Source organism: Bordetella hinzii LMG 13501 (genome assembly GCF_001548475.1).
GTDB classification, from domain to species: domain Bacteria; phylum Pseudomonadota; class Gammaproteobacteria; order Burkholderiales; family Burkholderiaceae_B; genus Bordetella; species Bordetella hinzii.
Genome location: NZ_LRUJ01000048.1, coordinates 1 through 24,338, shown reverse-complemented (window position 1 = coordinate 24,338; position 24,338 = coordinate 1). Strand labels below are relative to the sequence as shown.

Sequence of the window (24,338 nt, the reverse complement as noted above, 5' to 3'; positions counted from 1 at the left end):
CCCACCGGGAGGTGGGCGTTTGCGGCGCGTCGCGTGCTTAGTTGACGCGGCTGCGGTACTCGTTGGTGCGCGTATCGATTTCGATCTTGTCGCCGATGGCGCAGAACAGCGGAACCTGCAGTTCAAAACCCGTGTTGATCTTGGCCGGCTTGAGCACCTTGCCCGAGGTGTCGCCGCGGACGGCCGGCTCGGTGTAGGTGATTTCGCGGACCAGGATGGTGGGCAGTTCGACCGAGATGGCGCGGCCGTCGTAGAACACCACTTCGACCGGCATGGCTTCCTCGAGGTAGTTCAGGGCGTCGCCCATGCTTTCGGCCTCGATCTCGTACTGGTTGTAGTCGGCGTCCATGAAGACGTACATCGGGTCGCCGAAGTAGGAGTAGGTGCACTCCTTGCGTTCCAGCATGACGATGTCGAACTTTTCATCGGCCTTGTAGACCGACTCGCTGGCCGAACCCGTCAGCAGGTTCTTGAACTTCAGCTTGACCACGGCGGCGTTACGGCCGGACTTGTTGTATTCGGTCTTCTGGACCACGAGCGGGTCCTTGCCGACCATCACCACGTTGCCGACTCGCAATTCCTGAGCGGTTTTCATCGATTAAAACTCCGGGGGGTAAAGTGCGCGCTCGCCGTGCGTGCGCGTGAGCGGAGTTAACCATCTATGCGCGCCCCGGGAGGCTGTCAAAAAAGATCCTTGCAAGCGCCTGGGATACACCGGAGGGCCGGCCGGCAGACTCGCAGAAAACTCTCTATTCTAGCGCGTCTTGGTCAATTCCGCGCAGAAATCCGCAAGGGCGTCCCCTAAATCGGGGCGCGCGGCAAAGCCGGCATCCCAGTCGCGCGCGGCCTGGCGCCACGCCTCCCAGGACGGGCCCTGCAGGGCCGCCTGCAGCGTGGCCGGCCAATCGGCGCCTGCCCGGGGTTCATTCCAGAGGGAAAACAGGTCCCGCGCGGCGGCAGGCGCCGGGTAGCGCGCCAGCCAGGCCTGGAGTTTCTCCAGGTGGACGTTTTCGTCCTGGGGATAGATCTGCCAGACCAGGGGGCGCGCCGCCCAGGCGGCCCGCACGAAGGAGTCTTCGCCGCGCACGAAGTTGATATCGGCGCACCACAGCAGCCGGTCGAAATCCGGCTGGCTGACGAAGGGCACGCGGGCGACTTGCAGCGCCGCGCCGGCGGCGTCCTCCAGGCCCGGGGCCACCCCTTCGGGGGCGACCAGCAGGGTGGGCGCATTGCCCAGGGCCGCGGCCAACTCGCGATAGGGCGCCTGCGGATAGCAGAAAAGCGTCAGCGTCCGGCTGTCGGGGTGGGCGCGCGTCACGCCCAGGCGGCGCAGGAAATCCTCCTGCGCGGGGCGGCTGGCCTGGAAGGCCTCGCGCGCCGCCGTCAGGCCGGGCTCCCGTATCAGCCCGCCCGTGGCAGGCGTGAACCCGGGGAAGAAAAAATGCTTGACCAGACCGTCGGGGCGCTGCGAGGGCAGGCCATGGCAGGTCTCCACCCAATCCTCGGCGCTCAGGTACTCCAGGTTGATCCAGGCCGGCGGCGGCTGGCGCTGCCGCATGGCCTGCACGAAGCCGGCCGGCGGATCGCAGGCGAACGCCTCGATCACCACGTCGCCGGGCGCCAGGTCGGGATGCTCGCCCCAGCGGACGATGTCGATGTCCTGCACCTGCTGGCGCTCGGCCGCCGGATCGACCTCGGGCTGCAGCCGGGCAAAGGCCCGCAGGTCGTCGACCCAGAGGCGGATCCGCCAGCCGCGGCCCTGGCGCAGCCGCCGGGCCAGGCGCCAGCACACGCCGATATCGCCGTAGTTGTCGACAACGCGGCAGAAAATATCGGCGCGCATGGCGGTTCAGTGGAACTTGGCCGGCACGGCCTCGGCGTCTTCCGGCAGTTCGGCATGCACGAGCACACCCAGCGGATCGGGAAAATAAGGCGCGCCGCAATCGTCGCAGAACTCGGCCTGCAGGCGGCCAGGGATGCGGCGGATTTCGCTCACGCCGTATTCCTTGAGCAGGGCGGCGATCTGCTCGGCCACATCGGGCGCCTCGTCGTCGGCCTGCTCTTCCTCGCGGCCGTACACCGGCCAGACGCAGCCGTAGTACACATCGTTGCTGTTGCGCGGCGTGAAGCCGATGCGGTATTCCTCGATGTGCTCCTGGCCGCAGGCCGCGATCACGGCGCGCAGCTGGTCGGCGGACAGATTGGTGGCGCCTTCCAGCCAGCTGACGGCAGCGCGCAGCGACAGGGGGCGCACGCGGCGGTCTGCCTCGCGGTTGCTGACGTAATAGGCGTCAGGCAGCAGGCACTCCAGGCCGCAGCCCGGCAGCAGCGTCGCCAGGGTGGGCATGGCCTGCTCCGACCAGCGGGCCAGGCAGGCATCGCGGCCGGCCTCGGCATCCTCGGGATGCTCCTGCCAGCGGAAAATCGGCGCATGTTCGGGCACCGCCACGGCGGCGACCAGGTAGCGGGTGTCGGCCAGCATATTGGCCGTCTCGGCCTCGGTGTCGATGATGGTGCGCGTGGGCGCGCCGCCCAGCGCCTGGCCGGCCAGGCGCTGCATCCATTGCGCGGTCTCGGCGAAGGTGCGCGGCATCTGGTCGATGCTCACCAGGTGCGGCAGCAGCGCCACGCGCGTATTGGCCGCCAGCACATGCCCGTGCAGCTGGGCCAGCAGCGCCTGCTGCGCGGCGGCAGGGATGGGGCCGGTGGGGATGGCATAGCGCGTCCAGGCCACCACGGGCGCCACCAGCAGCAGCACGTCGTGGCGCACGCCGTTTTTGTCGGTTTTCATCGACTCGGACAGCGTCTCGGCCTGTTCGATCAGCACTTCGTAGGCGCCGATGTCGCGCTGGGCCAGGTGGTCCAGGGCCGCCTCAAGCGGACCGTCGCTGCCCGGGCGCAGCAGCTTGCCGATGGCCTCGGCAAGCTGGGCTTCCCAGTACACGTCCTCGATACGGCTGCCCGAGCGGTTCAGGGCCTGGGCAAGGCTGACCAGCCGGGTGGCATCGCGGTTCAAGCGGGGAGCGGTGGTGCTGCGGGTACGGGCCATGACTTCGTCGGGTCAAAAGATGCGTAACAGCGTAGTTTACCGCTCCCGGCGTCCGGCCTCCCCAATTGTTGCCAATTCCGGAATGGTTCATGTGTGGATAAGGGCTTTATTGCCAAAGCCCATGCGCGCACAATGCCATCATTCACTTTCGGAATGTACTGCCATGTCCTGGCCTGTTCTCTTCGTTTCCCACGGTTCTCCCATGCTTGCCGTCGAGCCCGGACGCACCGGCGCCGTGCTGGCGCAGTGGAGCGCCGCCCAGCCCGCCAAGCCCGAAGGCATTCTGGTGGTCTCGCCCCATTGGATGGGGCAGGGCCTGGCCGTGTCCACCCGCGACCGGCAAATTGCCTGGCATGACTTCGGCGGCTTCCCGCCCGAGCTGTATCAGTTGCAGTATGGCCCCGCGGGCTCGCCCGGGCTGGCCGCGCGCGTGCGCCAGGTGCTGGCCGCCGCCGCCATCGAGGCGGCCGACGACGCCCGCCGTCCGCTGGACCATGGCGCCTGGGTGCCCTTGCGCTACCTCTATCCGCAGGCGGATGTGCCTGTCGTGCAGCTGGCGCTGGACGTCGGGCGCGATGCCCGTGCGCAGTACGAGCTTGGCCGGGCCCTGGCGCCCTTGCGCGAGGAAGGCGTGCTCATCATCGGATCGGGGTCGCTCACGCACAATCTGCGCGATGTCCGCATGCCACGATCGGCGCCGCCCAGCGCCTATGTGCCCGGCTTCCAGCAATGGTATGCGGACCGCCTGGCCGAAGGCGACCTGGAGGCGCTGTTCGACTGGCAGGCGCGGGCGCCCGGCGCGAGCCAGGCGCATCCGCACGACGATCATCTCATGCCACTCTATGTCGCCTTGGGGGCGGGCGGCCTGCCCGCCAGGCGCCTGAACGACGAGGTCAGCTACGCGGCGCTGGCCATGGACGCCTACCAGTTCGGCACGGCGGACTGAGGCCTTGCCGCCGCGCCAAGCACAACGCCCCGGTTTCCCGGGGCGCTGTGCGGGGCGCAAGGCGCTCAGGCCGCGAGCAGCTGGCGCAGCACGAAGGGCAGGATGCCGCCGTGCAGGTAGTAATCCACCTCGATGGGCGTATCGATGCGCAGCAGCAGGGTGACTTCCTGCTTGCTGCCGTCCTTGCGATGGATGGTCAGGGTGACGTCCTGCATGGGTTTGATGCCATGCTCCAGTCCCGAGATGTCGAACGTTTCATCGCCACGGATGCCCAGCGACTGCACGCTGTCGTCGCCCTTGAACTGCAGGGGCAGCACGCCCATGCCGACCAGGTTGCTGCGGTGGATGCGCTCGAAGCTGCGCGTGATGACCGCCTTGACGCCCAGGAGCTGGGTGCCCTTGGCGGCCCAGTCGCGCGAGGAACCCGTGCCGTACTCCTCGCCGCCGAAGACGACCGAGGGCGTGCCCTGGGCCACATACTTCATGGCGGCGTCGTAGATGGACATCTGTTCGCCCGTGGGTTGGAACAGGGTCTCGCCGCCTTCGAAGCGGCTGCCGTCGGCGCGCGGCGGGATCATCAGGTTCTTGATGCGCACATTGGCGAAGGTGCCGCGCATCATGATCTCGTGGTTGCCGCGGCGCGAGCCGTAGCTATTGAAGTCGGCCTTGAGCACGCCATGGTCCTTGAGCCACTTGCCCGCCGGCGAGCTTTCCTTGATGGAGCCGGCCGGGGAGATATGGTCGGTCGTCACCGAGTCGCCGAAGATGCCCAGGGCGCGGGCGCCCTTGATCACCGGAATGGCGCCCGGCGTCATGCCGAAGTCCTGGAAGAAAGGCGGCTCGGCGATATAGGTCGACTCCGGCCAGTTGTAGGTGTCGCCGGTCACGCCCTTGATGTTCTCCCACAGCTTGCCCGGATTGGTCTTGACCTGGCTGTAGTTGGCCTTGAAGGCCTCCGGATTCATGGCGAACTTCAGCAGCGCGTCGATTTCCTCGGTCGAGGGCCAGATGTCGCCCAGCCAGACATCGCCGTGCTTGCCCCGGCCGACCGGCTCGGTCATGAGGTCGCGGGTCATGGTGCCCGCCAGGGCGTAGGCCACGACCAGCGGCGGCGAGGCCAGGAAGTTGGCCTTGATGTTGGGATGGATGCGCGCCTCGAAATTGCGGTTGCCCGACAGCACGGCCGCGCAGACCAGGTCATTGCCGGTGATGGCTTCGTTCAAGTCCGGGGCGAGGTCGCCGGCGTTGCCGATGCAGGTCGTGCAGCCATAGGCGGCGATGTCAAAGCCCAGCTTTTCCAGGTAGGGCAGCAGGCCGGTCTTGGTCAGGTACTCGGTGACCACGCGCGATCCCGGCGCCAGCGAGGTTTTGATGTGCTTGGGGACCTTCAGGCCGGCCTCGACGGCCTTCTTGGCCAGCAGGCCCGCGGCCAGCAGCACGCTGGGGTTGGACGTATTGGTGCACGAGGTGATGGCGGCGATCAGGATGTCGCCGTTCTTCAGCTTGGTGCCGGCGCTGGTCGTGAAGACCTCGGACAGCTTCTGGGCGGGCTGGTTGAAGCCATTCTCGGCGATGGGCTTGGAGAACAGGTCGATGAAGGTGTTCTTGACGTCGCCGATCTCGATGCGGTCCTGCGGGCGCTTGGGGCCGGCCAGCGACGGGGCGACCGTGGACAGGTCCAGCGTCAGCAGCTTGCTGAAGCCGATCTCGCTGGCCTTGGGCACGCCAAACATCTTCTGGGCCTTGAAATACGCCTCGAAGGCGGCAATCTCGGCCTCGCTGCGGCCCGTGCCCTTGAAGTAATCGATGGTGCGTTCGTCCACCGGGAAAAAGCCCATGGTCGCGCCGTACTCGGGCGCCATATTGCCGATGGTGGCGCGGTCGGTCACCGACAGGCTGGCCGTGCCTTCGCCACAGAACTCCACGAACTTGCCCACCACCTTTTCGCGGCGCAGCATCTCGGTGATGGTCAGCACCAGGTCGGTGGCGGTCACGCCGCCGCGCAGCTTGCCTTTGAGCTCGACGCCGACCACGTCGGGCGTCAGGAAATAGACCGGTTGGCCCAGCATGCCGGCCTCGGCCTCGATACCGCCCACGCCCCAGCCGACCACGCCGATGCCGTTGATCATCGTGGTGTGGCTGTCCGTGCCCACCAGCGAGTCGGGATAATAGACATCGTTCTTCTTGTCATAGTGCACCCCGCGCGCCAGGTACTCGAGGTTGACCTGGTGCACGATGCCAAAGCCCGGGGGCACGACGCCAAACGTGTCGAAGGCCTGCATGCCCCACTTCATGAACTGATAGCGTTCGCGGTTGCGCTGGAACTCCAGCTTCATGTTCAGGTCGAGCGCGTTCTTGGTGCCGAAATAGTCGATCATGACCGAGTGGTCCACCACCAGGTCCACCGGCACCAGCGGTTCGATACTCTTGGGCGACTTGCCCATCTTCTCGGCCACCGAGCGCATGGCGGCGATATCGGCCAGCAGCGGCACGCCGGTGAAGTCCTGCAGCACCACGCGCGCGACCACGAAGGGGATTTCTTCTTCGCGCTTGGCATTGGGCTGCCAATTCGCCAATTGGCGGATGTGCTCCTCGGTCACCTTCTGGCCGTCACAGTTGCGCAGCACCGACTCCAGCACGATACGGATGGACACCGGCAGGCGCGAGACATCGATGCCCAGGGACTTGCCCAGCGCGGGCAAGGAGTAGTACTGACAGGTCTTCTTCCCGATCTTGAAGGTCTTCAGGGTGTCGAACGTATTGTGCGGCATGATGGACTCCGGTTGTGTGACCGCGTAAAGCCGCCATTTTCTGGCGATTTCGCGCGTTTGTCATGATACGGCGGGCCGTCGGGCCCGCGTCGCCTTATGTCTTGTATCTTATATAAGACCTGGGGGGCGGTCAAAAGTTCGAGCGCCGGCAGGGCCGTCCCGCCTGCCCTGTCCCTCGCTGCCTATTATTACCAAGTTTCCATGACGCGCGGCTTGCCGCGGCGCAAACCGGCGGCTAGAACAGCCAGCCGCCGCGGCCCAGTTCGCGTTCGCATTGTTTGTACTGCGCGCCGAAGCGCTCGGCGCGGGCCTGCACCTGGCGCGCCACCCGCTGCAGCCAGGCTTTGCGCTCGTAGCTGCGGTTGCGATAGCCGGTCCAGCCTTCGTGGTAATTCAGGTATTGGCCATAGGCGTCCCACTTGGAGATGCCATTGATGCGCTGGGTCTTGCTCATATACCAGCCCATGAAGTCCAGCGAGTCGGCGAAGTTGTCGCGGCTGGAGAACCAGCCGCCCGCCTCGCGCTTGTAGTCGCTCCAGGTTTCGTCCTTGGCCTGGGCATAGCCATAGGCCGAGCTCACCCGGCCCCAGGGGATGAAACCGAGGAAGTAATAGCGCGGGGGCAGGGCGTCATGCCGGAAGCTGGACTCCTGGTACATCATGGCGATCGGCACCTGCACCGGCGCGCCCCATTTCTCCTGGACTTTCAGCGCGGCATCATGCCAATCGGGTTTTTCGCGGAAGATGGCGCAGATGTTTTCCGGGTCGCCGGGCGGGCGCGTGCTGGCGCAGCCCGCGAGAGCGAGCAGGCAGAGCAGGAGGGCCAGGCATCTTTCCACAGGGCTCGTTTCCGTGATTGTCAGGCGAATTCTAAGTGTTAATCCGCGCGGCCGGCGGCCAGGCCGGGCAGGATAGGGCAGCGCCGCGCTGTTGCGGCCTCGCCACGGCCTGCAACGAAAACAGTCCTACAAATGAGAATCATTATCCATGTTGGTTAATATCGATCCAGGCCGGCATCGCATCGGCCCGGCGCGACCCGCGGTTTCCCGCTCATGGCGGGGCGCGTCCACGGACATCCTTACCCAACACGGACGAAGCAATGAAGAAACTCCCCCGCGCCGCCTATCTGGCGGCCGCCCTGCCCTGGAGCGCCCTCCAGGCCCAATCCGCGCCCGCGGCCGACGCCTCCGTCACGCTGGGCTCGATCAAGGTCGAAGCCAGCGCCGACGCATCGGCCGCGGGATTGGCGCCCGCCTTCGATGGCGGGCAGGTCGCCACCGGCAGCCGCGCCGGCATCCTGGGCACGCGCGACAATCTCGAAACGCCGTTCTCCATGACCGGCTACACCAGCGAGCTGATCAAGGACCGCCAGGCGCGCAGCGTGGCCGACGTCCTGCAAAATGACCCGGGGGTGCGGATCGCGCGCGGTTTCGGCAATTTCCAGGAGTCATATTTCATCCGCGGCTTCATCCTGAGCTCCGAGGACGTGGCCTACAACGGCCTGTACGGCCTCATGCCGCGCCAATACATCTCGTCGGAGTTCTTCGAGCGCGTCGAGGTGCTGCGCGGCGCCTCCAACTTCCTGACCGGCACGCCGCCCACCGGCGGGGGCGTCGGCGGCGCCATCAACCTGGTCCCCAAGCGCGCGCCCAACGAGCCGCTCACCGAGTTCACCACCGGCATCTCCGCCGGCGGCACGGCGCAGCTCTCGGCCGACATCGCGCGGCGTTTCGGGCCCGACGACAGCACTGGCATCCGCGTCAACGTGGGCCAGCGCGGCGGCGAGAGCGGGGTCGACGGCGAATTCGGCCGCACCACCTCGGCGCTGGTGGGCCTGGATTGGCGCAATGACCGGGCTCGCCTCTCGGCCGATATCGGCTATCAGTTCAACCGCATCAAGCGCGGCCGGCCCAACGTCACGCTGGCTGGCGACGCGGCCTCGGTGCCCAGCGCGCCGCATGCCAGCACCAACTATGCCCAGGACTGGAGCTATTCCAACGAGCGCGATGTCTTCGGCACCCTGCGCGGCGAGTACGACTTGAGCGACCAGCTGACGGCCTATGCCGCCTATGGCCATCGCGACAGCAAGGAAAAGAACTCCCTGGCCAACATCAACAATGTCGATGCCTCGGGCAACGGTAGCTTCTACCGCTTCGACAACGCCCGCAAGGATACGGTCGACACCGGCGAAATCGGCCTGCGGGCCAAGCTGGCCACGGGGCCGGTCAAGCACGAAATGGTGCTGGCGGCATCCTACTTCGAGCTGGAGAAGAAAAACGCCTACGCCATGGACTACACCAATACCACGGCGACCAATATCTACAGCCCGGTGCGCATTGCCCAGCCCGCCTTCAGCCCCAAGACGCTGTTCGGCAACGACCTGGGCGACCCGGCCCTCAACGGCCGCGTGCGCATGACCAGCGTGGCCGTGGGCGACACGCTGGCGATGCTGGATGACCGTGTGCTGCTCACGCTGGGCCTGCGCCATCAGCGCCTGTATAGCCGCGATTTTGCCTATAACACCGGCGTGGGCTCCAAGGCCTATGACGAAAGCCGCAACTCGCCGGCCGCCGGCATCGTCTGGCGCGTCACGCCCGATGTCTCGCTATACGCCAACTATATCGAGGCCCTGACCGCGGGCGACACCGCCCCGGCCAACGCCAACGGCCTGCCCGTGGTGAATGCGGGCGCCATGCTGCGCCCCTATGTCTCCAAGCAGAAAGAAGTGGGCATCAAAGTCGAGCGCGACGGCATCGGCGCGGGCCTGGCCTATTTCTCGACCGACAAGCCGCGCGCCTACGTCAATGCGCAGCAGGAGTTCACGGAGTCGGGCAAGGACCGCCACCAGGGCATCGAACTCACCTGGTACGGCCAGCTTGCTCCCAGCGTGCGCGTATTGGGCGGCATGACCTGGCTGGACGCCAAGCAGCGTTCCACCGGCAGCGCCGCCACGGATGGCAAGCGCGTGATCGGCGTGCCGGACTACCAGGCCAACCTCGGCGTGGAATGGGATATCCCGGGCGTGGACGGCCTGACAGTCGATGGCCGGTTGGTCTACACCGGTTCTTCCTACGTCGATTCGGCCAACACCCTCAAGGTTCCCGGCTGGACCCGCCTGGATGCCGGCCTGCGTTATTCGACCGAGATCGGTGGGCACAGCGTCATCTGGCGCGCCCGCATCGAAAACATCGCCAACCGCGATTATTGGGCCTCGGTGGGCGGCTACCCGGGCAATGGCTATCTGGTGCAGGGCGCGCCGCGCACCTTCACCCTCACGGCCAGCATGGCGTTCTGATCTTTCCCAGGCATCCAAAAGAAAAAGCCCGCACACCAGGTGCGGGCTTTTCCAGCTTGCCGGCTTAGACGGCGACCGAGTCGGCCACGTCCTTGTAGTCGGCGATCTGGTCGAAGTTCAGGTACTTGTAGATCTGTTCGCCACTCTTGTTGATGACGCCCATATCCGACAGATACTCTTCCTTCGTCGGGATGCGGCCCAGACGCGAGCAGATAGCCGCCAGTTCCGCCGAGCCCAGGTAGACATTGGTGTTCTTGCCCAGGCGGTTCGGGAAGTTGCGGGTGCTGGTCGACATCACGGTCGCGCCTTCGCGCACCTGGGCCTGGTTGCCCATGCACAGCGAGCAGCCCGGCATTTCGGTGCGGGCGCCGGCGGTGCCGAAGACGCCGTAATGGCCTTCTTCGGTCAGCTGCTGGGCGTCCATCTTGGTCGGCGGAGCCACCCACAGCTTGACCGGGATGTCGCGCTTGCCTTCCAGCAGCTTGGACGCCGCGCGGAAGTGGCCGATATTGGTCATGCAGCTGCCGATGAACACTTCGTCGATCTTGGCGCCGGCGACTTCCGACAGCGTCTTGACGTCGTCGGGATCGTTCGGGCAGGCGACGATGGGTTCATGGATATCGGCCAGGTCGATTTCGATCACGGCGGCGTACTCGGCGTCGGCGTCCGGCTCCAGCAGCTTGGGATCGGCCAGCCAGGCTTCCATGGCCTTGATGCGGCGCGAGATCGAGCGCTCGTCTTCATAGCCATTGGCGATCATCCACTTGAGCATCACGATGTTGCTGTTGATGTACTCGATGATCGGCTCTTTGTTCAGGCGCACCGAGCAGCCGGCGGCGGAACGCTCGGCCGAGGCGTCCGAAAGTTCGAAAGCCTGTTCGACCTTCAGGTCCGGCAGGCCTTCGATTTCGAGGATGCGGCCGGAGAAGATGTTCTTCTTGCCTTGCTTGGCGACCGTCAGCAGGCCCTGCTTGATGGCGTACAGCGGGATGGCGTTGACCAGGTCGCGCAGCGTCACGCCGGGCTGCATCTTGCCCTTGAAGCGGACCAGCACCGACTCCGGCATGTCCAGCGGCATGACGCCCGTGGCGGCGGCGAAAGCCACCAGGCCCGAGCCGGCCGGGAAGGAAATGCCGATGGGGAAGCGGGTGTGCGAGTCGCCGCCGGTGCCCACGGTGTCGGGCAGCAGCATGCGGTTGAGCCAGGAGTGGATCACGCCGTCGCCCGGGCGCAGCGAGATGCCGCCGCGGGTGCTGATGAACTGCGGCAGCGTGTGGTGCGTCTTGACGTCCACGGGCTTGGGATAGGCAGCGGTGTGGCAGAAGGACTGCATCACCAGATCGGCCGAGAAGCCCAGGCAGGCCAGGTCCTTCAGCTCGTCGCGGGTCATGGGGCCGGTCGTGTCCTGGCTGCCCACCGAGGTCATCTTCGGTTCGCAGTAGGTGCCCGGGCGCACGCCCTGGCCTTCGGGCAGGCCGCAGGCGCGGCCGACCATCTTCTGGGCCAGGCTGAAGCCGCGGCCGCTGTCGGCCGGGTTGGTCGGCAGGCGGAACAGCGTGGAGGGCGGCAGGCCCAGCGCCTCGCGGGCCTTGGCGGTCAGGCCGCGGCCGATGATCAGCGGAATGCGGCCACCGGCGCGCACTTCGTCGAACAGCACGTCCGACTTGACCTGGAACTCGGCGATGACTTCGCCATTCTTCAGGGCCTTGCCGTCGTAGGGACGCAGCTCGATGACGTCGCCCATCTCCATCTTGGAGACGTCCAGTTCGATGGGCAGGGCGCCGGCATCTTCCATGGTGTTATAGAAGATCGGGGCGATCTTGCCGCCCAGGCACACGCCGCCGAAACGCTTGTTCGGCACGAAGGGGATGTCTTCGCCGGTGAACCACAGCACCGAGTTGGTGGCCGACTTGCGCGAGGAGCCAGTGCCGACCACGTCGCCCACGTAGGCGACCAGATGGCCTTTTTCTTTCAGCGACTCGATGAACTTGACCGGACCGCGCTTGCCGTCTTCCTCGGGCTGGAAGGCCGCGCCTTCGCGCTTGTTCTTCAGCATCGCCAGGGCGTGCATGGGGATGTCCGGACGGGTCGTCGCATCGGGGGCGGGCGACAGATCGTCGGTATTGGTCTCGCCAGGCACCTTGAAGACCGTGATGGTCAGGCTCTGGGGCACTTCGGGGCGGCTGGTGAACCACTCGGCGTCGGCCCAGCTTTGCAGCACGGCGCGCGCATTGGCATTGCCCTTGTCCGCCTTTTCCTTCACGTCATGGAAGGCGTCGAACATCAGCAGGGTTTTCTTCAGGCCGTTGGCGGCAACCGTGCCCACCTCGGCATCGTCCAGCAGCTCGATCAGCGGCCCGATGTTGTAGCCGCCGAGCATGGTGCCCAGCAGTTCGGTCGCCTTGGCGCGGCTGATCAGCGCACACGATTCCTTGCCCAGCGCGACGGCGGCCAGATAAGAAGCCTTGACCTTGGCGGCGTCGTCCACGCCGGCCGGGACGCGATGCGTCAACAGGTCCAGCAGGAACTGCTCCTCGCCAGCGGGCGGATTCTTCAGCAGTTCGATCAGGTCGGCGGTTTGTTGGGCGGAAAGCGGCAGCGGGGGAATGCCCAGCGCGGCGCGTTCAGCCACATGTTGGCGATACGTTTCCAGCATGAGAAGCCTGCGTAGTGTCGGTTGGTGGGAAGTGTGCGCATTTTAGAACCAACCCGCGGCCGCAAGCAAATGTCTTATATCTTATATAAGACCTGTGGTCTGCGCGCCACGCCGGCCGGGCCGCCCTACAATGGCGGCTTTCTTTGTTCGGCCGGGGTTGGACTTGCCATATTTTCCTGCGCACCGCCGTCGAGCGGCCCCAAGCGACACGACCCGCGCCCTGGCGGCGCTGGGCGGCGAATTCGTGGTCGCCGACTTGGAGACAACCGGATTGTCGGCCGCCTCCTGCGAGATACTGGAATTCGCCGCCGTGGCGGTCGATATCGAGGGGCGGATCACGCGGGAGTACAGCCAGGTCGTGCGCATCAGCGGTAGGGTCCCCAGTTTCATCTCCCGCCTGACGGGGATTTCACAGCAAGAGGTCCTCCAGCACGGCCGGCCCATCGAGCAGGCTTTCGGGGCTTTCCGCGAATTCGTCGGCGCCGCGCCGGTGTTTTTCCACAATGCCGCCTTCGACACGCGCTTTCTGCTCGCCACCTCCCAGCGCTGCGGCTTGCCCTTCGACAACGAAACCTATTGCACGCTGATGCTGGCGCGCCGGGCCTGGCCCGAGCTGCCCTCGCACAAGCTGGGCATTCTGGCCGGCCACCTGGGCGCGTCCACCCCCACCCACCGGGCCCTGGCCGACGTGCGCACCACGGTGGCCGTCGCCCTGGCCGCGCGTGCCCGCCTGACCGCCGGGAGCGCCCATGTCGGATCTTGAGTCGATCAAGCTGGCCCTGCGGCGCTTTACCGCCGAGCGCGAATGGCAGCCCTTCCATACACCCAAGAACCTGGCCATGGCCTTGGCGGGCGAGGCCGGCGAACTGGTCACGGTCTTTCAGTGGCTGACCGAGGCGCAGTCGCGCGCGCTGGACGCGCGCCAGCGCGAGGCGGCGATGGACGAAATCGCCGACGTCCAGATGTATCTGGTGGCCCTGGCCGACCAGCTGGGCGTGGATATCGCCCAGGCGGTCGAGCGCAAAATGGTGAAGAACGCCGCCAAATATCCCGCCGAGGCGTTTCGCGGCAGCGCCCGCAAATACAACGAAGATTAAATAATCTGGGCCTCGTGATGGACCTGCGGCGGGGCGGCGAAATACTCGCCCACCAGCCGGCGCCACTCCTGGAAGTCGGCCGAATTGCGGAAATCCACCATGTGGTGGTCCACGGTTTCCCATTGCACCACCAGGGTGTAGTCCTGTGCCGACTCTTCCCAGCGATGCAGTTCCACACCATGGCAGCCCTTGGCGCGCAGAAAGAGCGGCACGGCCGCCTTGACGCCGGCCTCGAAGGCGGCTTCCTGGCCGGCCTTGACGCGAATACTGGCAATTTCCTGGATCACGACAGATCTCCGTAAAGGGCGGCCTGCGGGCCGCGGGTCCGGCCATCCTAGCCTGAACCCGGTTCCGCTGCCTACGGGGAGGCTTCCGGCCCATGCCGGCTGACCACAGGCTGAAAGCCCCGCCAGCGAGGGGGGCCGCACTTCGGTACACTCGGTTCCTTTCTCATCCGCCGCCTGCCGCGCCGTCATGCCATTCACCCATTTGTTGCTGGCCCTGATCGTGGTCTTCATCTGGGGCACCAACTTCGTCGTCATCAAGTGGGGGCTGGCCGACTTTCCGCCTTTTTTGTTCGCCGCCTTGCGCTTTGTGTTCTGTGTCCTGCCCTGGCTGTTCTTTTTCCGGCGCCCCCGGGTGCCATGGTCCGCGCTGGCCGCGGTAGGGGTGCTGTTGGGCGCGGGCCAGTTCGGCCTGCTTTATTGGGCCATGCAGGGCAGTATTTCGCCGGGCCTGGCATCCCTGGTCGTCCAGTCGCAGGTGTTCTTCACCATCATCCTGGCCGTGATGCTCGCCGGTGAGCGGCCGCGCGCGGCGCAATATGCCGCCCTCGGCCTGGCCTTGGCCGGCTACCTGCTCGTGGCCTGGCATAGCGTGGCCGATCCCTTCGCCGCCGTGACCCTGGGCGGCCTGGGCCTGGTGCTGGCCGCAGGCCTGTGCTGGGCCTGCGCCAATACGGTGGTGCGCGGCGTGGGCCGGGTGAATATGGCGGCCTTCATCGTATGGAGCAGTGTGTTCGCCATCCCGCCGGTGCTGGCCATCAGCGTGCTCGCCGAAGGCCCGGCGCGCATCGCCGACTCCCTCGTCCACGCCAGCTGGCTGGCCTGGGCGGCCGTGCTCTGGCAGGCCGTGGGCAATACGGTTTTCGGCTTCGGCGCCTGGAACTGGCTGCTAGTGCGCCACCCGGCGTCGCTCATCACGCCGCTGGCCCTCCTGGTGCCGGTGTTCGGCATGCTCTCGTCCACGCTGCTGCTGGCCGAGCCCCTGCCGGCGTGGAAAATCCTCGCGGCCCTCCTGGTCATGGGCGGTCTGGCCTTGAACATCCATGCCGGCCGGCGCGGGGCGCGCGCATGACGCCGACCCAGCATCTGCTCTTTCTGTTGGCCGTCGCGGTGGCAACCTATGCCCAGACCATGACGGGCTTTGCCTTCGGCCTGGTGCTGCTCGGCCTGTCCAGCCTGTTCGCGCTGGCGCCGCTGCCCGACATGTCCAATACCGTCAGCATCCTGACGCTGATCAACGCCCTGGTGGCCATCGGCCGCAGCCGGCCCCATGTGGATTGGACCCTCTTGCGGCCGGCCCTGATCAGCAGCCTGGTCGGCGTGGCCCTGGGGGTCGCGGCCCTGGACCTCATCCATGGCAGCATGTCGGTGATCCTGCAATGGCTGCTGGGGCTGACCATCCTGGTCTGCGCCTTCATGCTGGTGATGCAGGCCCGCCAGCTGGCCCGGGTGTCGCGCAAGCCGGTCTTCGTATTCTTCGGCATTATTTCCGGCCTGCTGGGCGGCCTGTTCTCCAGCGCCGGGCCGCCCATGGTCTATCAGCTATACCGCCAGCCCTTGCCGCTGGCCGTCATCCGCAACTCCCTGCTGGTGATTTTCGCGGCCAATGCGGTGGTGCGCCTGAGCCTGGTGACCTGGCAGGGCAGCATCCACGCCAACACCTTGTGGATGAGCCTGGAAGCTTTCCCCGTCGTGGTCGCACTGACTTGGCTGGTGCGCCGCTTTGCCTCGGCCGACTCCATCAAGACCGTCAAGCGCATGGTCTTCGTGCTCTTGATCGCGGCGGGCCTGGGCCTGTTCGTGCCCGCCTCGCGCACGCTGTTCCAGATGGTGTTCTAGGCGCTTAACGGCCGTCCAGGTAGCGCGGGGCCACTTCGCGCCGGGACAGCTGCGTGGCCATCGCCTGGCGCGCGGCCTCGTAAGCCTCCCATTTTCCGGCGTCATGCAAGGCCGGGATGGTCACCGCCTCCTGCCGGTCAAAACCGGTCAGGGCCGCGTCGACCATGTCCTCGGCGCGCATCACGATGGCCGGATCCAGGTTTTCCACCGGCAAGCCGCCCGTGGCCCAGAACGCCGTCGACGTCGCGCCGGGCAGCACCGCCTGGACCTGGATGCCTTGCCCGGCCAGTTCGTGCCGCAAGGAATGACTCAGCGCCAATACATAGGCCTTGCTGGCGCCATACACCCCATTGACCCGCTCCGGCGTGATCGCCACCACAGAGGCGATATTGATCAGCGCGCCGCGGCCTCGTGCCGCCATTCCGGGGACCACGGCGTAGGTCAGGCGCGTCAAGGCGGTGATGTTCAGCGCGATCAGGCGTTCCATGTGATCGAACTGGCTTTGCAACAGGGGGGTATGCGTGCCGATGCCCGCATTGTTGACCAGCATATCGATGCTTGCGTCCTCGCGCAGGCGCGTTTCGAGCCTGCCCAGGTCGGAGGCCGAGTTCAGGTCGGCAGGCAGGACCTCCACAGAGCGCCCGGTGTCATCGCTCAGGCGCCGGGCCAGTGTATCCAGCCGGTCGCGGTTGCGCGCCACCAGGATGAGATTGTGACCGCGCCGCGCGAGCCGGTCCGCATAGACGGCGCCGATGCCGGTTGAGGCGCCAGTGATCAGGGCAGTGCCGAGGGGGGCCATGAGGGTTTCCTGTCAGGGGTGTCGATGGCTGTCATCCTAGGCTGTCTTGCGGGAGTCTTAAATGACGTATATCGTCAGGTTTTATGCCATGAACGGAATTCTCCATGCACCGGGTCTCTTTCCTGTTGGCAGACGGCTTTCAGGTCATGTCCATCGCGCCGCAAAGCGTGTTCGAGTTCGCCAACCTGGTCGCCGGCCAGCCGTTCTACGCCATCGACAGCGTGTCGTTGCATGGTGGGCAACTGCGCTCTTCGCTCGGCCTATCGCTCATCACAGGCAAGCTGGGCGGCCGCGCCGACACCCTGATGGTGGCCGGCTGGGTCGACCCCTCCCGCTGCCATGCTCCGTCCGACATGCTGGCCGCGGTCCGCCGCGTGGCGCGGCGGGCCCGGCGGGTGGCTGGCGTGTGCACCGGCGGTTTCGTGCTGGCCGAGGCTGGCCTGCTGGACGGGCGCCGCGCCACCACGCATTGGGCCTGGGCGCGCGCCTTGCAACAGGCGCATCCCGCCATCCAGGTCGAGCCGGATCGCATCTATGTCGTCGACGGCCCGTTCTGGACCTCGGCGGGGATGACCGCTTGCCTGGACATGGCGCTGTTCATGGTGGAACAAGACCTGGGCGCGGATGTCGCGCGCACGGTGGCGCACAAATTGGTCATGCACCAGCGGCGCGCGGGCGGCCAATCCCAGCACTCCGAGATGCTGGACCTGGCGCCGCGTTCGGACCGCATCCAAAACACCCTGGCCTATGCGCGCGCGCACCTGGCCAGCGCCTTGCCGGTGGAGGAACTCGCGCGCGTGGCCAATCTCAGTCCCCGGCAGTTCAGCCGCGTCTTCACCAAAGAGACCGGCCAGTCGCCGGCCAAGGCGATCGAGGGACTGCGGTTGGAGGCGGCGCGGCTGATGATCGAACAGAGCCGCCATCCGCTGGAGACCGTTGCGCGCGAGACCGGTTTCCGCGATCGGCGCCATATGCGCGAGGCCTTCCTGCGCGGCTTTGGCCTGCCGCCGCAGGCGGTGCGCCGCGAGGCACGCGGCGCCTGACTCAGCGCGGTGTGGCCGCGCCGGTTTCTGGCGGCCGTGGGGCATCCTGGCCGGCTTCGGCGCGCAACAGCATGGTGCTGGGCGGCGACATGTCCAGCCCGGCGCCGGCCAGGCGCCCGAGGATTTCGAACAGCAGGGCGCTGCGCACGCCGTAGGCCGAGCGCGGCGAACTCACATAGCCCTTGGCGTTGAACATCAAATGGCCGTTGTCGATGCCGTCCAGGAACACATTGGGCGCCGGCGTCTCCAGGATGTCTTCATGGCCGCCGAAGGCCTCCAGCATGATCTCGCGCACCCGCTGGGCGTCGGTCGACAAGGGCATGGGCAGCTTGATCTGCACCAGGCCGAGCGGATTGGCGTGCGTCACATTGCGTACCGTCTTGGTGATGAACTCCGAGTTCGGCACGATCACAGTCGAGCGGTCGCTCATTTGGATTTCCGTGGCGCGCACATTGATGCGCTGGATGTCGCCCTCGATGCCGCCCAGCGAGACCCAGTCGCCCACCTTGACCGGCCGCTCGGCCAGCAGGATGAGACCGGACACGAAGTTCTGCACGACGGCCTGCAGGCCGAAGCCTATGCCCACCGACAGCGCGCTCGCGATCCAGGCCACGCGCTCCAGGCCGATGCCCAGCGCCGACAGCGCCAGGGCGACCGAGATCACCACGCCGGCATAGCCGAACAGCGTGGCGGCCGAGACCTGCATGCCCGGGTCCAGCTCGGTGGTCGGCAGATAGCGGGTCGAAAGCCAGCGCTTGAGCAGGCGCACCGACAGCAGCGCCAGCGCCAAGACCAGCAAAGCCTGCGCGACGGCGCCCGGGCGTATCTGCACCTCGCCGATCTGCAGGCCCTTGTACAGCTGGTCCAGGCGGTGCAGCAAATCGGCGGGCGCTTCGCCAAAAGGGGCAAGCAAGAGCACGGCGGCGACCAGGATGGCCATCAGCCGGCCGACGCCGGACAGCAGCACGGCGGCCTGGCCGCGCAAGCGGGTCTGCAAGGTGGGCGGCTCGTCCTTGACCGGCCCGCCGACCAGGGTGGTGAAGCCATCGTCGATGAGGACTGACGCCAGATAGGTCGTGGCGATGACGACCAGGGTCCACAGGGCCTGGCGGACCAGGAAGCTGCCCAGCGCCGCATAGCCGATCAACAGCGCCAGCAGGCTCAAGGCCAGCACGATCCAGGCCACGGTGCTCAGGCCCGCCAGCCAGAACGGCCGGGGCGGCGGCGTTTCGCCCAGGCCCCGCCGCAGCCGTTCGGCCCGCGCCAGCGCGGCCATCAAGGCCAGCGCCATGACGCCCACCACCAGGCTGTTCAGCGCGATCGTTCCGGTCAGGCTGGCATTGATCAGCACGGGCAGGCGCTCGGCCAGCCAGGCTGCCACCACGAGCACGCCCAGCGTCAAGGGCAGCCAGCGCAGCCCGTCGGCGATGAGGTCCGGCAGGGGCGGCAGACGCCAGGACGGGCGGTGGATGGACAGCAGGGCGTAGCCCAGGCCCGCCACGAACCCTCCGAACGCCGCCATTTCCACCAGGCTGGTGAGCAGCGTCTGTGTATCGTCGGCGACCTCGCCATGCCAGGTCAGGCCGATCACGGCCAGTTCGGCCACCAGCGCCGGCGTGAGGGTCGACAGCGCCACGACGGCGACCGCCAGCACGGAGCGCCGCAGGCGCCCGGGCGGCACGCGGGTCGCGGTCAGTTTCAGCAACAGGCGGCCCGCCCAGTAGCGCAGCCCCACCACGGCGGCTACCAGCAGGATGAGCGCGGTCCAGACCCAGGCCGGCGTGCTGCCGATCATGCCCTTGATGTCGTCGAACAGGTCGCCCAGGCGCGCCAGGTCGCGCGGCAGTTCGCCGCGCAGCTCCGACCAGAATCCCGACGACAGCAGCGAACCGCGGCGCTCGCCCAGCCTGGCCTGGAACTGGGTGCGGCGCAAGGCCGAAATCTGCTCGGCGGTCTGCGCCGCCTCGACCGACAGCAGGCGCGCCAGCTTGAGCTGGGCGTCAAGATTGCGGTTGTTTTTTTCCAGCTGGGCGCGCTGCGCGGCAACGTCCGGAGTGTCCTTGCCGCCGGCGGGTACCGGGCCCAGTTCGGTCAGCCGCGCCGCCACGCTGGCCTGCTGGGGCGCCAGCGCCTCGGCGATGGCGTCGGCCTGGGCCTGTATTTCCAGGGCCTGGCCGCGGCGCTTGACCAGCACATCGTCATTGGTCTGGTCATCCAGGTCTTTGCGCAGCGCGTCGATATCCTTGCGGGCTTCGGACAGCGTGGCCTCGGCATCGGCCACCGTCGCCGGCGGCTGGGCCCAGGCCGTGGCGCCCAGCGCCAGCCACAGGACGACGAACAGGCGCATGCAGGCGACGCGCCAAAAATAAAGGGTCGGATTCATTATCAATGCTCAATGACTGAGCCAGCATAGCAAGCGCCGGGCCGCGCCGTGCAACAAGACATCCGGACGGTGCAACAAGACATATCGGGCGCAGTTTACGCCTGCGTGGTCGGCCGGGGGCGGCTGCGGCCGCCCGTGCCCAGCACGGCTTCGCAGACGTCCAGCCAGGCGCGGGCCGCATAAGAAAGATAGCGGTCGCGGACCCAGATATGGCCGACCTCCCATTGCACGCCGGACCGTGCCAGCCGCGCCGTGCTCAGGCCGCGCGTCTTCAGGCGCTGCACCAGCGGTTCAGGCAGGATGGCCGTGCCCAGGCCCGAGCCGGCCATCGCGGCCAGGAAGTCCCAGTGCGCGCTTTGCGCGGCGACCTGGGGATCGAAGCCCGCGGACTCGCAGGCCTGGCGCAGGCGCCGCGTCAGTGCGAAGTCTTCCGTGGGGATGAGCAGCGGCACCTCTCGCAGCGCGCCCAGGGGCAGCGTGGTCTTGCCCGCCCAGGCGGCGTCGGCCGGTCCCACGGCCCAAAGCGGATAGCTGCCGAAACGGCGGGCCTGCAGCGGACCGGGCGCGGCCACCGGCAGGACGGTGGCCCCCACCTCGATCTCGCCGGCGGCCACCAATCTTTCGACGGCCTGGCCCGTGCCTTCGCGCAGGCTCAGCCGGATCTGGGGATAGCGTTCCCGGAAACACTGCACGACGGGAATGAAGAGCAGGTTGATCATCGGCGGGATCCCGACTTCGAGTTCGCCGCGCTCCAGGTCCACCGCCTGGCGGACCTCGGCGCTCAATTGACGCATGGCGCCCAGGATATGCAGGCCGCGCTCGTAGACGATGCGTCCGGTGTCGGTCGGCCTTGCCGTATGGCCGTCGCGGATCAGCAGCGGCGTGCCGACCTCGTCTTCCAGCTGCCGGATCATCTTGCTGACCGTGGACTGGGTGACGAACAGTTTCCGGGCCGCCTGCGTGAAGCTGGCGCAACTGACGGTCTCTACGAAATAGCGCAGCGCGCGGACGTCCATAAGCGATAACGATGAAAAAAACGACTGGTTTCGATGATTTTAAGTCATTACGAGATTCTTCCGCACATTTCTATACTGCGCTCAACCCGTCATCGGCCCGCCAAGAGCCCGCCGATGATGAATCGGAAAACGCCGCGCGAGACGGTGTCCAGGCATGTGGAGACCCGGTCTGTCAGCAACGTGCCGTGGGCGCGCGTCGGCCGGCACCAGAAGTCTGGAGACACCATGGACCTCGATCGTATCCGTCACGCTGGCCTGCGCTCGCGTGTAACGACTGCCCAGGCGGCCGCCGAATTGATCCAGGACGGCATGACCGTCGGCATGAGCGGCTTTACCCGGGCCGGCGACTGCAAGGCCGTGCCCGTGGCGCTGGCCGAGCGCGCCGAGAAGCACCCGCTGCAGATCACGCTGATCACGGGCGCCTCGCTGGGGCACGACACGGACAAACTGCTGGCCCAGGCCGGCGTCCTGGCCCGCCGCATGCCTTTCCAGGTGGACACCACGCTGCGCCGCAAGATCAACCAGGGCGAGATCCGCTTCATCGACCAGCATCTGTCGGAGACCGCCGAGCAGCTGCGCGCCGGCCATATCGGCCCGGTCGACGTGGCGATCATCGAAGCGGCGGCCATCACCGAGGACGGCGGTATCGTGCCGACCATGTCGGTGGGCAATTCGGCCTCGTTCGCCGAACAGGCCGGCATCGTGATCGTTGAGATCAACGAAAGCGTTCCCGTCGCGATCGAAGGCCTGCACGATATCTATGTGCCCGCCGCCCATGGCCGGCGCGAGCCGCTTGCGCTGGTCGCGCCCGACCAACGCATCGGTGACACGGCCATCCGCGTCGATCCCGGCAAGATCGCGGCCATTGTGTTCACGCGCGCGCCGGACAGCCCTTCCAACGCCCTGCCGCCCGACGAAGAGACGGGCCAGATCGCCGCGCATATCGTGCGTTTCCTGGAAGGCGAGGTGGCCGCGGGCCGCCTGACGCCCTCGCTGCTGCCCCTGCAGGCCGGCATCGGCACCATCGCCAACGCGGTGCTGCACGGCTTCGGCGAGGCGGCTTTCGAAGGCCTCACGATGTACTCCGAGGTGTTGCAGGACAGCGCCATCGCCTTGCTCGACAGCGGCAAGCTCGCCTTTGCCTCGGCCTCGTCCATTACGGTATCCCAGCCGGTCTACCAGCGCCTGCTCGACAACATGGCGCACTATCGCGACCGCCTCGTGCTGCGCCCGCAGGAAATCAGCAACGCGCCGGAGATCGTGCGCCGCCTGGGCATCATCGCCATCAATACCGCGCTGGAGTTCGACATCTACGGCAACGTGAATTCCACGCATGTGGGCGGCACGCACATGATGAACGGGATCGGCGGCTCGGGCGATTTCGCCCGCAACGCGCACCTGGCCATCTTCGTGAGCAAGTCCATGGCGAAAAACGGCGACATCTCCAGCGTGGTGCCCATGGTGGCCCATGTCGACCACAATGAGCATGACGTGGACATTCTCGTGACCGAATGCGGGCTGGCCGATCTGCGTGGCCTGGCGCCGCGCGAGCGCGCGCAGGCCATCATCGACAACTGCGTGCATCCCTCTTACCGCAGCGCGCTGCAAGACTACTTCGACCGTGCCTGTGAGCGGGGCGGTCAGACGCCGCATCTGCTGGAAGAAGCCTTCTCCTGGCACCAGCGCTACAACGAAACCGACTCCATGCGCCCGCCGCTGCCCGCGGCAAGGCGCGTGGCCTGAGCCGCGCCTGCGGAGCGCCTTGCGCTCTCCTTCAAGGGCCCGCCGGGCCCTTTTTTTGCGCCTCCCGCCCTGCCGCCAGCTCCGCGCGGGCCAGGGCGATTTCCTCGCGCAGCCACAGGCGCAGGGCCGCAAGCGGCGGCCAGTCCTGCAAGGCGGGGCGATAGACCAGATGGTAGGTATGCCGCTGTTCGTAGGGGATCGACATGGGAAAGAGCCGCAGCAGCCGGCCTTCACGGAGGGCATCCACGGCCAGCAGTTCGCGCGCCAGCGCCAGCCCCAGGTCTTGCTCGGCCGCCTGCAGCAGCAGGCCGGCATCATTGAAGACGGCCACGGGCGTCACGCGGGCGTGGACGCCGCAGGCCTGGAACCAGGCTTCCCACAGCGCGCGTTCGCCCAGCAGCGGCTCGGTCACGATGCTTGCGGGGGCGGCGCCGGCCAGGCGTCTGGCCATGCCCGGGGAGGCCACCACGATCATGGGCATGGGAACCTCGAACAGGGGCTCGGAGACGACGCCCGGCCATTGCCCTTCGCCGTAGCGCAGCGCGGCATGGAAATCCTCGCGTTGCAGGTCGACCAGGTTCTGGGAGGCCTCGATCTCCAGCGAAATATCGGGGTGGCGCTGGCGCCAGCGCGCCATGCGCGGCAGCAGCCAGCGCTGGGCAAAAGAAGGCAGCACGCTTACCCGCAGGCGCAATGCGCCTTCCTGTGCCGCCGCGGCGGCGGCCAGGGCGCTTTCGTCCAATTGCGCCAGGGCCGGCGTGACGCCGCGCAACAAGGCGGCGCCCGCCGCATTCAGGCGCAGGCGGCGGCCCTGCCGGTCGAACAGGGCAAAACCCAGCTGTTCTTCCAGATGGCGGATCTGCTGGCTGATGGCGCTATGCGTCAGGTGCAGGCGTTCGCCGGCGGCGCGCAAGTTCTGCAACTCCGCGACGACGCGAAACACCGGCAGCGTATTCAAAGGTAGGCGGCTGGGCATTTGGTTAGCCTAACTTACCAATTTGGCAAAAACAATGCGATTCCGTCCACAAGCCTGGATGGCTACTCTGAACAACAGTTTCAGGAGCCTCTTATGGACGAAAACACATTGCCGGCCCCCGCCAGACCCGGCCTCTGGCGCCTATGCCTGGATTGGCTGCGGGGGCAGGGCGCCTGCGTCGAGGAGCTGGACAGTCATATGCTCAAGGACGTGGGCCTGCCTCCTTCGCTGCAGAACGATATCCAGCGCGCGCGCTTTCTCAAAGGGACGCACCATTCGCAGATTTGGTGAGCACGGCCTCTATATATATAGGTAGAAAAGGCGGCTGCACGCGCGCGATGAACGCCCCGGCGAGACCCTGGGGCTTTCCCTGTCAGGGCTACTACCAATGTCGTTTTGACAGTTCAAAAAAGCGTGCTATAGTTCGCCCCCTCGCAACACA

The 24,338-nt window shown here is 66.7% G+C and carries 20 protein-coding genes; 9 read left to right on the top strand and 11 right to left on the bottom strand.

The genetic code is table 11. The features are described from left to right. Window positions 1–37: 37 nt before the first annotated feature. The 3 genes from efp to AXA74_RS21615 all read right to left on the bottom strand — a co-directional run bounded on the left by efp (window position 38) and on the right by AXA74_RS21615 (window position 3,049). A complete protein-coding gene (gene efp / locus AXA74_RS21625; protein ID WP_029581264.1) occupies window positions 38–595 on the bottom strand; it encodes an elongation factor P in 558 nt (185 codons plus the stop codon). Window positions 596–754: 159 nt separating this feature from the next. Then, window positions 755–1,843 (bottom strand): elongation factor P maturation arginine rhamnosyltransferase EarP, encoded by a 1,089-nt coding sequence (gene earP / locus AXA74_RS21620; protein WP_029581263.1) that lies wholly within the window; start codon window positions 1,841–1,843, stop codon window positions 755–757. 6 nt (window positions 1,844–1,849) lie between these two features. After that, entirely contained in the window at window positions 1,850–3,049 is a 1,200-nt protein-coding gene (locus AXA74_RS21615) for a DUF2863 family protein (protein ID WP_029581262.1), read from the bottom strand. Between the two features lie 163 nt (window positions 3,050–3,212). On the opposite strand from AXA74_RS21615, the gene AXA74_RS21610 reads away from it, so the two are divergent. After that, entirely contained in the window at window positions 3,213–3,995 is a 783-nt protein-coding gene (locus AXA74_RS21610; RefSeq protein WP_029581261.1) for a DODA-type extradiol aromatic ring-opening family dioxygenase, read from the top strand. A gap of 65 nt (window positions 3,996–4,060) precedes the next feature. Here AXA74_RS21610 and acnA read toward each other — a convergent pair whose 3' ends face one another. Next, window positions 4,061–6,766 (bottom strand): aconitate hydratase AcnA, encoded by a 2,706-nt coding sequence (acnA, locus tag AXA74_RS21605; protein ID WP_029581260.1) that lies wholly within the window; start codon window positions 6,764–6,766, stop codon window positions 4,061–4,063. 235 nt (window positions 6,767–7,001) lie between these two features. Then, the gene (locus AXA74_RS21600) at window positions 7,002–7,604 is read right to left on the bottom strand and encodes a transglycosylase SLT domain-containing protein (RefSeq protein WP_029581259.1); all 603 of its coding nucleotides are present in this window, start codon (window positions 7,602–7,604) and stop codon (window positions 7,002–7,004) included. 260 nt (window positions 7,605–7,864) lie between these two features. Here AXA74_RS21600 and AXA74_RS21595 point away from each other — a divergent pair, with 260 nt between their 5' ends. Further along, window positions 7,865–10,060, top strand: coding sequence for a TonB-dependent receptor (locus tag AXA74_RS21595; RefSeq protein ID WP_029581258.1), 2,196 nt, complete (start codon window positions 7,865–7,867; stop codon window positions 10,058–10,060). A gap of 64 nt (window positions 10,061–10,124) precedes the next feature. Here AXA74_RS21595 and acnB read toward each other — a convergent pair whose 3' ends face one another. Continuing rightward, window positions 10,125–12,716, bottom strand: a complete 2,592-nt coding sequence (gene acnB, locus AXA74_RS21590; protein WP_029581257.1) for a bifunctional aconitate hydratase 2/2-methylisocitrate dehydratase — start codon at window positions 12,714–12,716, stop codon at window positions 10,125–10,127. A 130-nt stretch (window positions 12,717–12,846) separates the two neighbouring features. Here acnB and AXA74_RS21585 point away from each other — a divergent pair, with 130 nt between their 5' ends. Beyond that, window positions 12,847–13,479 carry a 3'-5' exonuclease gene (locus AXA74_RS21585; RefSeq protein ID WP_172899584.1) on the top strand — a complete coding sequence of 211 codons (633 nt, stop codon included), beginning with the start codon at window positions 12,847–12,849 and terminating at the stop codon, window positions 13,477–13,479. After that, complete coding sequence (locus tag AXA74_RS21580) at window positions 13,466–13,813, top strand: nucleotide pyrophosphohydrolase (protein ID WP_032977724.1); 348 nt, start codon at window positions 13,466–13,468, stop codon at window positions 13,811–13,813. The genes AXA74_RS21585 and AXA74_RS21580 overlap by 14 nt, the downstream gene beginning before the upstream one ends. Here the strand turns inward: AXA74_RS21580 and AXA74_RS21575 are convergent. After that, on the bottom strand, window positions 13,810–14,100 hold the full coding sequence (locus tag AXA74_RS21575) for an antibiotic biosynthesis monooxygenase family protein (RefSeq protein ID WP_029581254.1): 291 nt from the start codon (window positions 14,098–14,100) through the stop codon (window positions 13,810–13,812). The two genes, AXA74_RS21580 and AXA74_RS21575, sit on opposite strands and share 4 nt — an antisense overlap. Before the next feature lie 187 nt (window positions 14,101–14,287). Between AXA74_RS21575 and AXA74_RS21570 the strand changes: the two genes are divergently transcribed. Next, window positions 14,288–15,169 carry an EamA family transporter gene (locus AXA74_RS21570; RefSeq protein WP_029581253.1) on the top strand — a complete coding sequence of 294 codons (882 nt, stop codon included), beginning with the start codon at window positions 14,288–14,290 and terminating at the stop codon, window positions 15,167–15,169. Further along, a complete protein-coding gene (locus tag AXA74_RS21565) occupies window positions 15,166–15,936 on the top strand; it encodes a sulfite exporter TauE/SafE family protein (protein ID WP_029581252.1) in 771 nt (256 codons plus the stop codon). Before AXA74_RS21570 ends, AXA74_RS21565 begins: the two co-directional genes overlap by 4 nt. Before the next feature lie 4 nt (window positions 15,937–15,940). On the opposite strand, the gene AXA74_RS21560 is transcribed toward AXA74_RS21565, so the two are convergent. Next, window positions 15,941–16,735 carry an SDR family NAD(P)-dependent oxidoreductase gene (locus AXA74_RS21560; RefSeq protein ID WP_032977728.1) on the bottom strand — a complete coding sequence of 265 codons (795 nt, stop codon included), beginning with the start codon at window positions 16,733–16,735 and terminating at the stop codon, window positions 15,941–15,943. A 104-nt stretch (window positions 16,736–16,839) separates the two neighbouring features. On the opposite strand from AXA74_RS21560, the gene AXA74_RS21555 reads away from it, so the two are divergent. Then, window positions 16,840–17,778 carry a GlxA family transcriptional regulator gene (locus AXA74_RS21555; protein ID WP_032977731.1) on the top strand — a complete coding sequence of 313 codons (939 nt, stop codon included), beginning with the start codon at window positions 16,840–16,842 and terminating at the stop codon, window positions 17,776–17,778. A 1-nt stretch (window position 17,779) separates the two neighbouring features. Here AXA74_RS21555 and AXA74_RS21550 read toward each other — a convergent pair whose 3' ends face one another. Both AXA74_RS21550 and AXA74_RS21545 read right to left on the bottom strand, forming a co-directional pair. Then, window positions 17,780–20,161, bottom strand: a complete 2,382-nt coding sequence (locus AXA74_RS21550; RefSeq protein WP_051350517.1) for a DUF3772 domain-containing protein — start codon at window positions 20,159–20,161, stop codon at window positions 17,780–17,782. Window positions 20,162–20,256: 95 nt separating this feature from the next. After that, a complete protein-coding gene (locus tag AXA74_RS21545) occupies window positions 20,257–21,177 on the bottom strand; it encodes a LysR family transcriptional regulator (RefSeq protein WP_029581248.1) in 921 nt (306 codons plus the stop codon). Between the two features lie 225 nt (window positions 21,178–21,402). On the opposite strand from AXA74_RS21545, the gene AXA74_RS21540 reads away from it, so the two are divergent. Beyond that, window positions 21,403–22,920, top strand: coding sequence for an acetyl-CoA hydrolase/transferase family protein (locus AXA74_RS21540; protein ID WP_029581247.1), 1,518 nt, complete (start codon window positions 21,403–21,405; stop codon window positions 22,918–22,920). A 31-nt stretch (window positions 22,921–22,951) separates the two neighbouring features. Here AXA74_RS21540 and AXA74_RS21535 read toward each other — a convergent pair whose 3' ends face one another. Continuing rightward, complete coding sequence (locus tag AXA74_RS21535; RefSeq protein ID WP_029581246.1) at window positions 22,952–23,896, bottom strand: LysR substrate-binding domain-containing protein; 945 nt, start codon at window positions 23,894–23,896, stop codon at window positions 22,952–22,954. Window positions 23,897–23,989: 93 nt separating this feature from the next. Between AXA74_RS21535 and AXA74_RS21530 the strand changes: the two genes are divergently transcribed. Beyond that, the gene (locus AXA74_RS21530) at window positions 23,990–24,187 is read left to right on the top strand and encodes a hypothetical protein (protein WP_032963006.1); all 198 of its coding nucleotides are present in this window, start codon (window positions 23,990–23,992) and stop codon (window positions 24,185–24,187) included. The last annotated feature ends 151 nt before the right edge of the window (window positions 24,188–24,338 follow it).